The 16,103-nt window shown below is 45.4% G+C and carries 11 protein-coding genes; 5 read left to right on the plus strand and 6 right to left on the minus strand.

Annotated features, from left to right (window positions below; translation table 11 throughout):
• The first annotated feature begins 106 nt into the window (after nucleotides 1-106).
• From A3735_RS27690 to A3735_RS27700, 3 genes are all read left to right on the plus strand, one after another.
• Complete coding sequence (locus tag A3735_RS27690; RefSeq protein ID WP_068509047.1) at nucleotides 107-583, plus strand: RNA pyrophosphohydrolase; 477 nt, start codon at nucleotides 107-109, stop codon at nucleotides 581-583.
• Between the two features lie 41 nt (nucleotides 584-624).
• Nucleotides 625-2,910 carry a phosphoenolpyruvate--protein phosphotransferase gene (gene ptsP / locus A3735_RS27695; RefSeq protein WP_068509049.1) on the plus strand — a complete coding sequence of 762 codons (2,286 nt, stop codon included), beginning with the start codon at nucleotides 625-627 and terminating at the stop codon, nucleotides 2,908-2,910.
• Nucleotides 2,911-2,999: 89 nt separating this feature from the next.
• Entirely contained in the window at nucleotides 3,000-4,262 is a 1,263-nt protein-coding gene (locus tag A3735_RS27700; protein WP_068509051.1) for a patatin-like phospholipase family protein, read from the plus strand.
• A 319-nt stretch (nucleotides 4,263-4,581) separates the two neighbouring features.
• On the opposite strand, the gene hslU is transcribed toward A3735_RS27700, so the two are convergent.
• The 5 genes from hslU to A3735_RS27725 form a co-directional block, all read right to left on the minus strand.
• A complete protein-coding gene (gene hslU / locus A3735_RS27705; protein ID WP_068509052.1) occupies nucleotides 4,582-5,907 on the minus strand; it encodes an ATP-dependent protease ATPase subunit HslU in 1,326 nt (441 codons plus the stop codon).
• Nucleotides 5,908-5,983: 76 nt separating this feature from the next.
• Nucleotides 5,984-6,514, minus strand: coding sequence for an ATP-dependent protease subunit HslV (hslV, locus tag A3735_RS27710; protein WP_068509054.1), 531 nt, complete (start codon nucleotides 6,512-6,514; stop codon nucleotides 5,984-5,986).
• 155 nt (nucleotides 6,515-6,669) lie between these two features.
• On the minus strand, nucleotides 6,670-7,335 hold the full coding sequence (locus tag A3735_RS27715; RefSeq protein WP_082865176.1) for an SPOR domain-containing protein: 666 nt from the start codon (nucleotides 7,333-7,335) through the stop codon (nucleotides 6,670-6,672).
• A gap of 33 nt (nucleotides 7,336-7,368) precedes the next feature.
• Complete coding sequence (argS, locus tag A3735_RS27720) at nucleotides 7,369-9,060, minus strand: arginine--tRNA ligase (protein ID WP_068509056.1); 1,692 nt, start codon at nucleotides 9,058-9,060, stop codon at nucleotides 7,369-7,371.
• Nucleotides 9,061-9,195: 135 nt separating this feature from the next.
• Nucleotides 9,196-11,406 (minus strand): primosomal protein N', encoded by a 2,211-nt coding sequence (locus A3735_RS27725; protein WP_068509058.1) that lies wholly within the window; start codon nucleotides 11,404-11,406, stop codon nucleotides 9,196-9,198.
• A 292-nt stretch (nucleotides 11,407-11,698) separates the two neighbouring features.
• Here A3735_RS27725 and rpmE point away from each other — a divergent pair, with 292 nt between their 5' ends.
• Complete coding sequence (gene rpmE / locus A3735_RS27730; protein WP_068509060.1) at nucleotides 11,699-11,911, plus strand: 50S ribosomal protein L31; 213 nt, start codon at nucleotides 11,699-11,701, stop codon at nucleotides 11,909-11,911.
• Between the two features lie 235 nt (nucleotides 11,912-12,146).
• Nucleotides 12,147-13,409, plus strand: coding sequence for a malic enzyme-like NAD(P)-binding protein (locus A3735_RS27735; protein ID WP_197470071.1), 1,263 nt, complete (start codon nucleotides 12,147-12,149; stop codon nucleotides 13,407-13,409).
• 129 nt (nucleotides 13,410-13,538) lie between these two features.
• On the opposite strand, the gene A3735_RS27740 is transcribed toward A3735_RS27735, so the two are convergent.
• Nucleotides 13,539-15,992, minus strand: a complete 2,454-nt coding sequence (locus A3735_RS27740; RefSeq protein ID WP_068634366.1) for a penicillin-binding protein 1A — start codon at nucleotides 15,990-15,992, stop codon at nucleotides 13,539-13,541.
• Nucleotides 15,993-16,103: the final 111 nt, after the last annotated feature.

Below are 16,103 nucleotides of genomic sequence, written 5' to 3' on the forward strand. Positions count from 1 at the left end.
ATATATCTAGCATAATTAATTATTTGCCCGCTCATGGGTTTGCTGTATCGGGCAAATTCTGAAAGAATGAAGGCAATGTAAATATCTATAGACGGGAAATTAGAGAGTGATAGATTCTGACGGTTTCAGATTAAATGTCGGAATTATTCTCGCAAACGAATTTAATGAGGTACTTTGGGCAAGGCGAATCGGACAAAATTCTTGGCAGTTTCCGCAAGGTGGAATCAAAGTTGATGAGACTCCTGATGAAGCACTTTACCGTGAATTGAATGAAGAAATAGGTTTGCAGCCTTCAGATGTACAGATTGTGGCCAAAACAAAGGGTTGGTTACGCTATCGATTACCCAAGAAAATGATTCGCCATAACTCCTTACCGTTATGCGTCGGACAGAAACAAAAGTGGTATATGTTACGCATGCTGAGTGCTGACTCAAGCATATCTGTAGATCGGAACGTGAGCCCCGAGTTCGATCGTTGGCAGTGGGTAAGTTATTGGTATCCGCTGGGTCAGGTTGTCTCATTTAAGCGAGAGGTATACCGAAGAGCAATGAAAGAGTTATCAACTGACTTATTTAAGAACTAAGCCACCTATTGGAAACGTGGGCATAATATAAAGGGTATTAAATGCTAAGCATACTTCGCAGTATTGTTCAGGAAGTGAATAGTGCCGCTAGTCTTGAGGAAGCACTGAATATTATTGTCAGTCGCGTTCAGGAGGCTATGAGTACGGAAGTATGTTCCATCTATCTTCTTGATCCGGCAGAAAATCGTTATGTCTTGCGTGCCTCTCGTGGCTTGCGGGAAGATGCGATCGGGAACGTGAGCTTGGGTTATTCAGAGGGTCTGGTTGGTTTGGTTGGTGTTAGGGAAGAGCCGATAAACCTCGAAGATGCCCAGCAGCATGAACGCTACCGCTATTTGCCTGAAACGGGAGAAGAGCGTTTTACAAGCTTTCTTGGTGTTCCAATCATTCATCATAAAAAGGTATTGGGTGTATTGGTTGTTCAGGAAGCCAGTAACCTGCGTAAGTTTGATGAAGGTGAAGAAGCTTTTCTAGTTACGGTTTCTGCACAGCTGGCGAGCGTTATAGCGCATTCAGAAGCAACTAAAGCAATTGAGTCAGTTTCTGAGAGTGGGAAAGTAGCGCAGGATATCGCCTTCAAGGGTATCGCTGGTGCACCAGGCGTTGCGATTGGTCGCAGTGTTGTTGTTTTTCCGCTTGCCGACCTGGATGCGGTGCCTGATAGAAGTGCTGAAAATATTGATGATGATATCATTTCATTTGAAAATGCGGTTGAGTCCGTCCGTAAAGATATTCAAAGCGTCGGTGAGCGTTTATCTACCCAGTTAAGGCCTGAAGAACAAGCTTTGTTTGATGTCTATCTTGGTATGTTGGATGACAATGCTCTGGCAGGAGAAGTGATCACCCAGATAAAAGCCGGGAAGTCTGCCCAAACCGCATTAAAAAATACCATTAGTGAATATGCACGTCATTTTGAAATGATGAATGATGCCTATCTCAGCGAAAGAGCTGTAGATATAAAAGATCTGGGTTGCCGTATACTTTCATACCTGCAAACAGCGGATAAAAAACAGCATGACTATCCCGATAATGCGATCCTGGTCAGTGAAGAATTAACCCCTACTATGTTGGGTGAAATTCCGAAAGAGAAGCTACTCGGTCTTGTTTCGATTAAAGGCTCAGGAAATTCTCACGTAGCAATCTTAGCCAGAGCGATGGGGATTCCCACTGTCATGGGTGTGGTGGATATGCCACTCACACAGCTGGACGATAAAGAGTTAATAGTCGATGGCTACAATGGTGATATTTTTGCCTGCCCTTCTGAAGAGCTGCGTGGCTACTATGAGCAGATCGTCGAAGAAGAGAAGGCGCTGGATCAAGGCTTAGAGAAGTTAAAGAGCCTACCCTGCGAAACTAAAGACGGGCATCGCATCTGTGCCTGGGTGAATACCGGTTTAATGACTGATGTTGTTCGTTCACTGAATCAAGGCGCTGAAGGTGTTGGTCTATATCGAACTGAAGTGCCATTCATGATCAATGAGCGTTTCCCAAGTGAGCAAGAGCAGATGGACTGCTATCGCGAGCAACTGGAAGCGTTTGCACCGAATTATGTCACCATGCGTACCTTGGATATTGGCGGAGACAAAGCTTTATCCTACTTTCCGATCACAGAAGAAAACCCCTTCCTGGGTTGGCGAGGAATTCGTGTAACTCTGGATCACCCAGAGATATTTTTGGTACAAATGAGGGCTATGCTGAAGGCGAGTGTGGGCCTCGATAATCTGCGTATTATGCTACCGATGATCTCAAATGTTAACGAGGTTGAGGAAGCGCTACATCTTATTTATCGTGAATATCATGAAATCTGTGCTGAAGGTTATGACATATCTATGCCTCAAATCGGTGTCATGATAGAAGTACCTGGTGCAGTGTATCAAGTGAAAGAGCTTGCTGAACGAGTTGACTTCTTGTCAGTTGGTTCAAATGACTTAACCCAATACCTATTGGCGGTGGACCGAAATAATCCGCGTGTTGCCTCGCTTTACCATTCTTTTCACCCAGCTGTACTTCAAGCGTTATATAAGATTGCTCAGGATACCGCTGATCTACCCGTGCAGTTGAGCATTTGTGGAGAGTTGGCCGGTGACCCGGCTGGTGCCGTCCTATTGCTGGCGATGGGGTATGATGCTTTGTCTATGAACGCCTCAAATTTGCTTAAGGTTAAATCTGTTATTCGTGATATCGATATGACTTGGGCGAAAGACTTGTTAGATAGTGTTTTAGCACTGGATTCGCCCTACATTATCCAGAGTACGCTTAATTTGGCTTTAAAAGAAGCGGGCTTTAGCCGTTACCTACGACCTAGCAAAATTGGTGAGGAAAACTAGTCTGCTGCTTCCTAGTGTGAATACTCTAGTAATTATATTTACGCTTACTATTTTTAGAATTGATTAAATTGGACGATAGAGGTTATTGAATGTCTGAGGCGCAGCCAACAGAAAACAAAAAACTAACGTTGGGGATTGCACTCGGTGGCGGTGGCCCATTAGGTGGCATATATGAGATAGGGGCACTGCGTGCGATTGACGAGGCGCTCGAAGGGCTCGATTTCAATGACTTAGATATCTATGTAGGTGTAAACTCAGGCTCTTTTGTCGCAGCGAATCTAGCGAACCAGATGACTCCTGCACAAATGTGCCGAATCTTTGTGCGTAATGAGGCTGATGTTCACCCTTTTCATCCTGAAGTCTTTTATAAGCCGGCTTTTTCAGAATATACGCGTAGAATAAAATCTATACCCAAGATATTGCTTAATGCTGGTCTAAGTGTATTAAGTCACCCAAATGACCAGTCAGTATTAGAGGCTTTGACAGCGCTGGCTCAAGCCATTCCTTCTGGTATTTTTGATAATAATGGCTTCCATAAATATTTGAGCCGTTCGTACTCGTCAATTGGTAGAACAAATGAGTTCGAGAAGCTCCGTAAGCAATTGATTGTTATTGCGGCAGACTTGGAGTCAGGCGAGACTGTTCGTTTTGGTACCGAAGGCTTAACTGATTTGCCTATCTCCAAGGCTATCCAGTGTAGTATGGCTGCGCCCGGTATATACAAACCTGTAGAGGTCGGTGGACGTTATTATGTCGATGGTACCTTAAACAAAGGGATGCATACCTCGGTTGCCTTTGAGTCAGGTGCAGATATTGTTTTTGCCATTAACCCTGTTGTGCCGATAGATGTCGGGCAGGCCGTTCAAGCTGATACGATGAAGCGCGAGGAGTTGACGCAGTCAGGGATGCCGAATGTTCTTTCCCAGGCCTATCGTACAATGGTTCACTCTCGCCTTACTTCAGGCCTCAAGAATATATCCCGTGATTTCCCCGGAAAAGATGTATTGTCATTTGAGCCACCAAGGCACGATGCAAATTTGTTTTTCTCAAGTGTCTTTAGTTTTAACTCACGAAAAATGATGTGCGAGAGTGCTTATCAATTAACTCGGGCTAATCTTAGAAACAGGATCGATGAGCTCGAAAAAGTACTGGCACCAGCGGGTGTACGAGTCCGAAAAGATATTCTATTTGATGAGCAGAGAACACTCAGTACAGGTCTGTATGGTGAGGCCTTGCCAACCTACCAGGGTAGCCAGGAAAGCAGGCCCAAGACAATCAAAGTAAAGGGCGGTTCGTCTGGTGGTGACAGCTATTTTGAAAGAGTCTCTCAGAAAGTAGTATCTATGTTTTAAGATTAATTGGGGTCAGAGTAGAATGGCACTTACTTAAGCTAGGACGCGCTCCGACGCTTGTCATTCCCGCTATGCCCCATCGTCATTGCCGCGCAGGCGGCAATCTATTGTTTTGAATCCTACACGACTAAACAAAAAAGAAGACTTCTCGTCGCTGCATGATTTAATGCGTTTAGTTTTACTTTTAATGTGTCGCATAACTCGTAAAAACAATGGATTCCCTTATTCAAGGGAATGACGTCTTTGTTTGCCTTAAGTAAGTGCCATTGGGGTCAGAGTAAAAGCGAAGGTTTTTCCTCTGACCCTGATGATTTAATGATTACAAAATATATTGGCTTAAATCTTCATCTTCAGACAACTCATCGAGTTGCTCTTTAACGTAGTCAGCTGTCACTTCAAAGTCATCTCGTTGGCTGTCGCCAGCCTCAAATGATATATGCTCCAGAAGTCTCTCAAGCACTGTGTGCAGGCGACGAGCCCCGATATTTTCAGTCTTCTCATTAACCTTCCAGGCAATGTGTGCAATCGTTTCGAGTGCGTCCTCACTGAAGCTGAGTTTTAAGCCTTCGGTAGCCATAAGTGCAATATATTGGTCAATCAGTGAAGCATTTGGTTCGGTTAGAATCTTTTGGAAGTCTTCTGGTGACAGCGCTTTAAGCTCAACACGAATTGGTAGGCGCCCTTGAAGCTCAGGAATAAGGTCTGAAGGCTTCGATAGGTGGAAGGCGCCTGAAGCAATAAACAGAATGTGGTCTGTTTTGATTGGCCCAAGTTTAGTGGTTACTGTACTTCCTTCAATTAGTGGAAGTAAATCGCGCTGTACACCTTCGCGTGATACGTCGGCGGAGGAGCCTTCAGAGCGCTTGGCAACTTTATCGATCTCATCGATAAAGACAATACCGTTCTGCTCAACTGCCTGGATAGCTTTAGATTTAATGTCTTCTTCATTTACCAGCTTGCCAGCTTCTTCTTCTTTGACTTGCTTAAGCGCGTCTTTAACCGTTAGTTTTCGGGTTTTCTTTTTGTCACCGGACATGCTGGAAAAGATATTCTGAAGCTGGTTGCTCATTTCTTCCATGCCTGGAGGCGCCATAATCTCAACGCCTACAGGTGTGGCGCTGACTTCAATATCGATTTCTTTATCGTCTAAATCGCCTTCTCGGAGCTTCTTGCGGAAGATTTGTCGCGTCGAAGAATTATCGCTTTGAGCTGAGTCGGCACCCGTTCGTGCTGGAGGAAGCAGGGCATCTAAAATACGCTCTTCAGCAGCGTCAGCAGCTTTAGTGTCGACAAGCTTCATTTCTTTTTGCCGCAACATATTAAGGGCCGAGTCAGCAACATCGCGAACAATAGACTCTACATCTCTACCCACGTAGCCTACTTCAGTAAATTTCGTTGCTTCAACCTTCAGGAAGGGAGCATCAGCAAGTTTAGCCAAGCGTCGGGCGATTTCAGTTTTACCCACACCGGTTGGGCCAATCATTAAAATGTTTTTGGGGGAAATTTCTTCTCTTAAGGCCGGGTCAAGTTGCATGCGGCGCCAGCGGTTTCGAAGTGCGATAGCAACTGCACGCTTGGCTTCATCTTGGCCGATGATATGTTGGTTGAGCTCGTGTACGATTTCGCGAGGAGTCATGTTTGCCATGGAATTTAGTACCGTATCATGTAAAGGGTGATGTTGATTCGGGCTTTCGTTAAGTTGTGTCGTGCCTGATTAGTGGCTATTTGGCTTCACCAAGGTGCTCGATGGTAAAGGCATCATTAGTGAATACGCAGATGTTGGCAGCGATCGTTAGACCTTTTTCAACAATCTCTTGTGCTGATAGCTCGGTGTTTTCAAGTAGAGCTCTTGCGCTAGCTTGAGCGAAAGGGCCGCCAGAGCCAATTGCAATCAGGCTATCTTCAGGCTCTATTACATCGCCATTACCGGTGATGATAAGAGAGTTGTTTTCGTCTGCCACGGCAAGCAATGCTTCAAGCTTTCTGAGTGCGCGATCTGTGCGCCAGTCTTTGGCTAGCTCAACGGCAGCTTTAACAAGATTGCCTTGATGTTTCTCTAGTTGCGCTTCAAAACGTTCAAACAATGTGAAAGCATCTGCTGTGCCGCCTGCAAACCCGGCGATGACTTTGCCGTCATAGAGTCGGCGCACTTTTTTAGCGTTGCCTTTCATGATGGTGTTTCCGAGCGAAACCTGACCGTCGCCGCCAAGAGCAACTTCGCCTTCGCGGCGGACTGATAAGATGGTTGTCATGAACTTCTCCACAAAGTTTGCGTTCACCAATGCGGCCAAGTGGCTCAATTGGTGTTTTGACTAAATACTGCCAGCTGCGATTAAGCGATGTATTGCAGCAGCGAAAGTTTTTATATGGAGTCGCTTGAAGAGATATCAAGCGTTAAGAAGGCGCTTTAGCTATCTTTTTTTACTTTCTTGACGAGAGGCTGGATATTAAGAGATACAAGTTTATCCAGGGCGCTATTTAACTTACTACGGTTGGTGAATGGTCCGGTTTTAACTCGGTGCCAGACAGTACCTTTATCATTGGTAACTGTTTCAATATTGGCTTTTAAGCCCTTAAAGGCGATAGTGGCTTTTTGGCGCTCGGCATCTGCCCGGTTTTTGAATGAGCCAGTTTGAATCACATAGAAGTAGTCTTCACTGCCTGATTTTTGTTTGAAGCGATACTCTTCTACCTTCGGTGCAGTCACTGTCGATTCTGGAAGGATATCGTAAAAGTTGAAACGCTTTGCCGGTGCTTCTTCGGCGGGCGTGCTTTTGCTGGCAGAAGGGGATTTTTTGGATATTGTTGGCTGTTTCTCGGGTGTTTCAGTGGGCGGAATAGACTGTAAAAAATACAAGCCATAGGCAAAAGCACAGACCAGTACAATTAGGGAAAGAAAAAATGGTGTACGGTTTTTTACCGGCGCTGAGCTTGGCACTTCTTTAGGGCTTGCTCCGCTGGCCTTCTTGCTCGCGCTGCTTTTAGCCCCGCCAGACTTTCCCGAAGAACCTTTTTTTGTCTTGGGTGCTCCGGGCTTTTTAGTGGTCGAGGGCTTAGCAAAATCTTGAGTCATATGATCAACGCGTCAATAGTTTATCGGGTGTGATTACATTTCTTCAGGAGCGCTAACCCCTAGTAGCTTAAGCCCGTTTCTCAATACTTGCTGGATGCTTAGGCAAAGCACTGCACGAGCATCTCTAATTTTACTATCTTCAACCATTACAATATTTGAATTGTAGTAGGTATGGAAGTCGCTCGCCAAACTATATAGGTAGTTTGCAATTTGATGAGGCGCATTTTGCTCTCCCGCAATGCTGACAACTTCAGGGAAGCTAGCCAGCGTGTTTGCTAGTTTACGTTCGCTTTCAACGCTTAGCTGCTCTAGGTTGGCTAGGCCGTCTTCGGCAGACCACTCTGGAGAAGCTGCTAAAACCTTTCTAAAAATACTGCTAATTCGAGCGTGTGCATATTGGATATAGTACACAGGGTTGTCATTTGACTGGCTGCGAGCCAGGTCAATATCGAATGTTAGTTGTGAGCTGGGAGCGCGTGCGACCAGGAAGTAGCGAGTGGCATCGCGGCCAACTTCTTCGATCAAGTCTCGCAATGTGACGTAGCTGCCGGCACGTTTGGATAGCTTCACCTCTTCGCCGCCTTTCATGACAGTCACCATTTGGTGAAGAACATAATCAGGCCAGCCTTCAGGTATATCTTGCTTCAATGCTTGTAGGCCTGCTCGAACGCGAGTGATTGTACTGTGGTGGTCGGCACCCTGTTCATTTATGACGCGAGTAAAGCCACGTTGCCACTTGTCGAGGTGATAGGCTACGTCTGGCACAAAGTAAGTGTAGCCGCCTTCAGTTTTGCGCATAACACGATCTTTGTCGTCGCCAAAGTCTGTCGTTCGCAACCAAAGCGCGCCATCTTTCTCGTAGGTATAGCCATTTTCAATCAGAGCTTCCACTGCTTTTTCGACTTTACCATCGCTATAGAGAGAGCTTTCAAGGAAATAAACATCGAAATCAACGTCAAAGGCTTTTAGGTCTAGATCTTGCTCTCTTCTTAAATAGGCGACAGCAAAGTGTCTGATATCTTCCAGGTCGTCAGCGTTTTTGGTACCTGTAAAGCTCTGGTCGGCAGACTCGATGGTTTCACCGTTCATAAAGCTTTCAGCAAGCTCAATAATATAGTGCCCGCGATAGCCATCTTCTGGCCAGCTTGGGTCTTCAGGTGTTAAACCTTTGCAGCGAGCTTGAACAGATAGAGCCAGGTTATTGATTTGTTGGCCAGCATCGTTGTAATAGAACTCGCTGGTCACATCCCAGCCATTTGCACCGAGAAGTCTGCAAATGCTGTCACCGACTGCTGCGCCACGGCCATGCCCCACATGCAATGGGCCGGTAGGATTAGCGGAAACAAACTCGACTTGAACTTTTTGGCCTTTACCTGAGTTGTTGTGTCCATATTTATCCGCATTTTCAATAATTGAACTGAGGACGGCAAAGCTGCTGGCGGAGCTCATAAAAAAGTTGATGAAGCCAGGGCCAGCAATTTCAATTTTGTCTACGCTTGCATTATTTTGAGCGGTGATCTTTTCAACGATTTGCTCAGCAAGCGCTCGAGGTGGCATCTTGGCCTGCTTGGCTAAGACTAGCCCTATATTCGAGGCATAGTCGCCATGCGCTTTATCTTTTGTCGCATCAATATTGATCTTATAACTCGCGTCCGAAGGAATGACGTTCTCGTTGCTAAGTTCAGTCACAACCGTTTGTACAAGTTCAATTATCAGTTCTTTCATGCGCGTCCAGATTTACAAAAGCCAATGGGAAATTAAAAGGGGGCGTATTATCTATGATTCCGTTCAAGATTTAAACGCTAATACTTGGAGTCAGAGTAAAAAGTGCGCTTTTTACTCTGACTCCAAGTATTGCTATTAGACGTAATCGAGGGGGTCTGCGTCGATATATAGCTTGGTTTTATGGGATTTACGCGAATCTAGATAACAGCGCAAGCTATGTACAAGCTGCGAGCGAGCCTTCATATCTGAAATAAATAAATGCAAGTAGCTTCGGTAGATTCCAGACTTTCTGGCGATATTTGCTTCAATGGGGCCCGATATTTGTATCGCTGCCTCGTTAGAGTAACTTGCTAGCACCAAGTTTTTAATTGAACTCAACTCTTCAAGGTTTGCCTCAGCCTTGGCTGACTCAGCCCGGATAGTGAGCATTTTTGAGAAAGGCGGCAGCTCGCAATATTGGCGCTCTTCAAGCTCCTGCTGAGCAATGCTTGTATAGTCACTACGCAGAATAGGTTCAAAGATGGGGTGTTCTGGTTGGCGTGTCTGGATGAGCACTGTGCCATGCTTGTTACCGCGGCCCGTGCGCCCTGAAACCTGTAAAAGTTGCTGTGCGCTGCGCTCAATGGCTCGATAGTCGGCGCTAAAAAAACTGGCGTCGGCATCGATGATGGCGACCAGGGTGACGTTATGAAAGTCATGCCCTTTTGCGAGCATTTGTGTGCCAATCAACAAGCAAGGCTCTCCCTTATTGATTTGCTCGACTAGCTCAGTCATTTGTTTTTGGTTCTTTATGCTGTCTCTGTCAACACGCACCACGCTGGCGCTCGGGAATTGTGCCTGCAGTCCAAACTCTAGTCTTTCGGTGCCTGCGCCAAGTGGTGTCAGACTTGTGTGGTTGCATTCATGACAGGCTCTTGGAATGATTTCTTTATGATTGCAGTGATGGCAATGTAGCTGAGGTGGGCGACTATGAACAGTAAGGCGTGCATCACAGTGAGGGCACTGGGCGAGCCAACCGCAGCTATTACACATTAGTGTTGGTGAAAAGCCTCTGCGGTTTTGGAATATGATTACTTGGTTGCCTTGAGCAAGCTCTTCTCCGATTCGCTGCTTCAAGGGGCGAGAACAACCATTCTCCAGAGGACGGCTGCGGATATCGATTAGAAACATTTCCGGTGTTTGGCCTGCGCCGGCGCGTTCTTGCATTAAAGCTAGCTGATAGCGACCTAGCTTAACGTTATAGAGGCTTTCAAGTGATGGTGTTGCACTTCCTAGCACCACTTTGCATTGTTCAATCTGTCCGCGTTTGACTGATAGATCTCGTGCTGAATATTTGAAATTATCAATCTGCTTGTAGGAGGGGTCATGCTCTTCATCTACGATAATTATTCCGAGCTCTTTGAAGGGAGTAAAAATTGCTGAACGGGTGCCGATGATGACGCGTGCAATGCCTTCTTTTGCTAAAAACCAGCTAGTATATTTCTCTTTATGGCTCATGCCAGAGTGAATGACGCCAATAGGTGTGCTCAGCTGACTCTGGAACCTGAGTAGCGTTTGTGGGCTGAGGTTAATTTCTGGGATGAGAATGAGGGCCTGTTTACCTTGTTCAAGCTGTTTCTTTACGCATTCGATATAAACTTCAGTTTTGCCGCTGCCCGTTACACCCTGAAGTAGGGTTGCATTGATAGTTGCATCGGCGTTAAGAATTGTCTCAACTGCAAGCTTTTGCTCGGTATTGAGGGTTTTGCTTTGAATGGGCGCTTTGCTTTGTTGTTCTTTTTCCGCGCTCAGGGGGTCATAGACTTCTTTATATATGTAGCCTGCGCCTTCCAGGTTTTTGAGTTGACTGTTGCTATATCTCATAGCTTTGAGTGTATCGAGCCAAACGCCTTCAGGGTTGCTTTCGAGATAGTCGAGTATCTCTATTTGCTTGGTTGCATTCGCTCTACCTTCAAACTGTTTGGGGCTGCGATACCATTTGCTTAGCTCTATGCTTTTGACCAACGCGCCTTGCTTTGCAGAGGTTGTTCTAAGTGCTCCGGGCAGGGCGGTCGCGAAACAATCTCCAATAGGGTGACAATAATAGCTTGAGGCCCAGTTTAGCAGCTGCATCAAAACGCTTGGAAAAGTGGGTGATGGATCTAGAAGCGCCAAGGCGTTCTTGATTTTCCCCTCATGAGCCGAAGGGGTATTTTGTATTTTAGTGATAATGCCAACTAACTTTCTTGGCCCAAAGGGAACGAGAACCCTGCTCCCTTCCACAAGATATTCAGGGTTTATCTTATCAGGCGGCAGATAATCAAAGCAGCGAAATAAAGGGGTGGGGACTGCAACGGTGATGATCATGCAAGATACGAAGGAAATCTCTTAGAAGTAGGAGGCTAAATTCTAGTGCATTTCAAAAATGAAATAAACGATGCTTGCTTATTGTGTTTATTTTGTTAATATGCGCCGTCTTAAAAATTGGCAGTCACTCTGTCTTTTGTCTAAAAATTTGTTTTCAAGGCAAGTTTGAAGGTGTAAAGATAGATGGGAAGCCCCCTTTCGTGCGGTGCCTTAACGGCTCTTCTGGTTTTTTATAAGCTAAAAGAAGAGTGATAAGTGTAAGGTGGCGGCATAATTGAATTAGAGGTGTGCAATGAAAGAAGCTATTCATCCTGATTACCAGGAAATCGAAGCAAAATGTGGTTGTGGTAACGTTATTAAAACACGTTCTACGCTATGTAAAGATATTACTCTGGACGTATGTTCAGCATGTCACCCATTCTATACTGGTAAGCAGAAAGTAATGGATACAGGTGGTCGTATTGATAAGTTCAAGAAGCGTTTCGGCAGCCGTATCGGCGGCTAAGCTTTGTTTGGCGAGTTGCCAAAGAACTAAGATATTCCGAAAAAGAGCGCTTGTCGCTCTTTTTTCGTCTGGTTATTTGATGATTTCGGTCAAATGACAATAAAAAAGTTACGGCGTATTATCATTTGATAATTGTCCCTAGGGAATAAGTGATGTCATAATGTGCGCCGCGGACAGGCTTTAGGGCTTTAATGTCCCTGAAAGAACCTAAACGGAAAAACCAAAACGGTAGAATATAATGTCAGATTTCAAACAAGATGCTCTAGATTACCATGAGTTCCCGAAGCCAGGGAAAATCAGCGTAGAACTTTCTACTCCTGCTCAAACCTCTCGCGACCTTTCTTTGGCTTATAGCCCAGGTGTTGCAGAGCCAGTTAAGGAAATTGCTGCTGACCCGGAAAATGCATATAAGTACACTGCTAAAGGTAACTTGGTAGCGGTTATTACTGATGGTACTGCGATTCTTGGTCTGGGTGACTTAGGTCCTTTGGCTTCTAAGCCTGTAATGGAAGGTAAGTCTCTTCTTTTCAAACGTTTTGCTGGCGTTGATTCAATCGACATCGAAGTTGAATCTGAAAGCCCTCAAGCATTTATCGACACAGTGCGTCGTATTGCGATTACTTTTGGTGGCATTAACCTAGAAGACATTAAAGCACCTGAGTGTTTTGAAATCGAGCGTACGCTTAAAGAGCAGTGCAACATTCCAGTTTTCCACGATGACCAGCACGGTACTGCTATCGTAACGGTTGCAGGTGCATTGAACGCACTTGAAATTCAAGGCAAGAAAATTGAAGAAGCAAAAATGGCGGTACTAGGTGCCGGTGCTGCTGCAATTTCTTGTTCTAAGCTACTTACCCTTGCGGGTATGAAGCCAGAAAACATCTTCATGTGTGATCGTAAAGGTGTTATCCACTCTGGTCGTGATGATCTAAACCAGTACAAGGCAATGTTTGCAGTAGATACTGACAAGCGTACGTTTGACGATGCGCTAGACGGTGCTGATATCTTCTTGGGTCTATCTGGTCCTGATATGGTGACTGGTGAACAAATTAAGAAGATGGCTCCAAACCCAATCATCTTTGCATGTGCTAACCCGGTTCCAGAAATCATGCCTGAAGTGGTTGCAGAATCTCGTCCAGATGCTGTTATGGCAACAGGTCGTTCTGATTACCCTAACCAGGTAAACAACGTTCTTGGCTTCCCATTTATCTTCCGTGGTGCGTTGGATGTTCGTGCAACAGCTATCAATGAAGAGATGAAGCTGGCTGCTGCTAAAGCACTTGCTAATCTAGCAAAAGAGCCTGTAACTAAGGAAGTTCTAGACGCTTACGGTGTGGATTCAATGGAATTCGGTAAAGAGTACATCATTCCAAAAGCGACAGATTCCCGTTTGTTGGGTATTGTATCTACTGCGGTTGCTCAAGCAGCGATCGATACGGGTGCTGCGGAAGGTCCACTTCCTGCAAACTACCCACTTAAGTCTTTAGAAGATATCTAATGGCTTAACTCTTTAGAGCCAAAAGTTCTAAAGAAAACAAAAAAACCGGTGCTGGAAAGTACCGGTTTTTTTATGTCTCTATATTTTGTCTAGAGTAGAATGGGGTGGTGTCGTGAAGGCTCTTGCTAGTTAGAAGATATCTTCTGGAGCGATTTGAGGTTGTGTGCTTTCTTTGTGTTCAAATGCAGGTGGCAAGGTTCTAGGCTTTTTCGGTGCTAGCTCTTTTCTGAATATCTCGAACATGGCGTTGTCTGTGCCGGGCAGAGCTTGCTCGCCTGTTTCTTTGTTTATCCGAACGGTTACCAGGCCGTCAGGTTGGGGCAAGTTGGCGTTTGGTGTGCCTTCTAGAGCGACTGCCATAAAGTCATTCCATATTGGTAGCGCGGCGCGAGACCCGTATTCTCTCCTTCCTAGTGTTTGCGGCTTATCAAAACCAACCCAGACGCTAGTTTCTAGCTGAGTGTTGAAGCCGGAAAACCATGCATCCTTTTGGTCATTTGTTGTGCCAGTCTTGCCTGCCAGGTCTTTACGTTTTAGTTGTAGAGCCTTTCTGCCGGTACCTTTTGTGATAACGTCTTTTAGCATTGAGTGAAGAATATATATATCGCGTTCATCGGCGATGCGCGGGGCGTAGGTGATTTCCTCGTTAGTCTCTTTGTTGTCAATCTCTTCTGAGCTTTGTTGAGTGAGGCAGTTTTCACGGCATACGATGGGAGCCGTGTTTTTGAAAATTATGTTCCCCTCATTATCTTCGATATGAGATATCAGATGGGTATCAATTTTGTAGCCGCCGTTGGCTATCATTGCATATCCTCTGGCGATGCTGATAGGGGGGAGTCCGGCGCTGCCAAGCGCGAGAGACAAATCTCTGGGTAGGTCTTTTTTGTCAAAACCGAATTTCTCAATGGTGTTCAGTGTTTTTCGGACGCCAGTTTCTTTTAGGAGCCGAATAGATACCAGGTTGCGGGAATTATACAGTGCTTTTCGGATCCGGGTTGGGCCATAAAACTTACCGCTAGAGTTCTCGGGCCGCCATGCCGCTTCCAGATTGTCGTCCTCAAATACGATTGGGGCATCGTTGATAAGGCTTGCAGCGGTGGTCCCGTTTTCTATCGCTGCCAAATAAACAAAGGCTTTGAAGTTGGAACCTGGTTGTCGTTTGGCTTGTGTCGCGCGGTTGTAGTGGCTCATGGCAAAGTCATAGCCGCCAACCAGTGCCTTGATTGCTCCGTTGTCGGGGTTGATCGAAATAAGGGCGCCTTGTGCCTCCGGAAGTTGGCTTAGGTGGATGATTTCTGCCATTGCCGTTTCGCCGTCTTCATTGCTGGTTTCTGTGTTTGACGTGGTCACTTGAATCACGTCACCGGTTTGAAGTATGTCTTCCAGGCTTTTGATGGCAGGACCTCTTCGGTCAACGGTCTCGTATTTTCTTGCCCATTCGGCCTGCTCGCGTAGCAAGGTCTTTTCCTGGCCATCTTTGAGTGATAATTTGGCGCTATCTTGAGATACTTCTAATACCAGCGCTGCTTGGTGTTGACGTGGGGTTTTGATGGAGCGTAGTTCACTGATCGCGCTTTCGATTGCTTCTTCAGAGCTAATGTCCAAGGTTTTTATTGGGCCGCGGTAGCCGTGACGCTTGTCGTAGTCTTCCAAGCCTTTTTTGACCGCGCGTGAGGCTGCTTCTTGTAGTTTGCTGTCTACGGTTAGGAAGACACGCATGCCAGAAGTGTATGCATCAGAACCGTAGCGATTAATAACTTCTCTTCTCGCCATTTCAGCAACATAAGGAGCATAAAGTTCCGAGCTTCCGCCATGGTAGCTGGCTGTAATGAGAGAGGATTTTGCTTCAGCGTGTTGTTCTGAATCGATCATCTCCAAATCAAGCATCCTGTCCAGGATCCAGTTTCTTCTGATTTTAGCTCGTTTGGCATTGGCTAAGGGGTTGTACCGAGACGGTGCTTTAGGAAGGCCCGCGATCATCGCCATTTGTGCCAGGTTTAATTCATCAATAGGCTTTCCATAATAGACTTGTGCGGCTGCATGAACACCGTAGGCTCTATTACCTAAATAAATCTTGTTTAAATAAAGTTCTAGGATTTCTTGTTTGGAGAGAGATTGCTCAATCTGAATCGCTAAAAAAATTTCATTGAACTTTCGGATGAAGGTTTTTTCTCTGGAAAGAAAAAAGTTTTTGGCAACCTGCATGGTGATGGTACTGCCGCCAGTTTGAATTCTTCCTGTGGTAACTAACTGAGTGGCTGCGCGAGCCAGGCCTTTTATATCTATTCCGCGGTGCTCAAAAAAACGATTATCCTCGGCTGCGATAAAGGCATTAAGCAAATTTTGAGGCGAGTCACCAATATTTATTGGCTTTCTTCTCTTTTCGCCAAACTCGGCTATGCTTTTGCTATCAAGTGAGTAAATACGTAAGGGTGTTTGTAATTGGGTGTGCTTAAGTTGCTCGGCATCAGGAAGTGTTGGCGTCAAATAAAGGAAGAAAGAGGCCATTAAGAAAAAGGCACCAGATATCATTGCGGCCAAGGACCAAGCTGAAAAGCTCAAGAGTCTCACAAAACGAAACATGTTTTTCCTAGCAAGTTAGAAATATACAGCTATTATCTAAGAAATAGCTTTAATTTAAGAATTGTAGGATTATACGTCTTTTTAGAGTGTTATAAGTAAAAAAATGTACAT

This window comes from Oleiphilus sp. HI0061 (genome assembly GCF_001635675.1).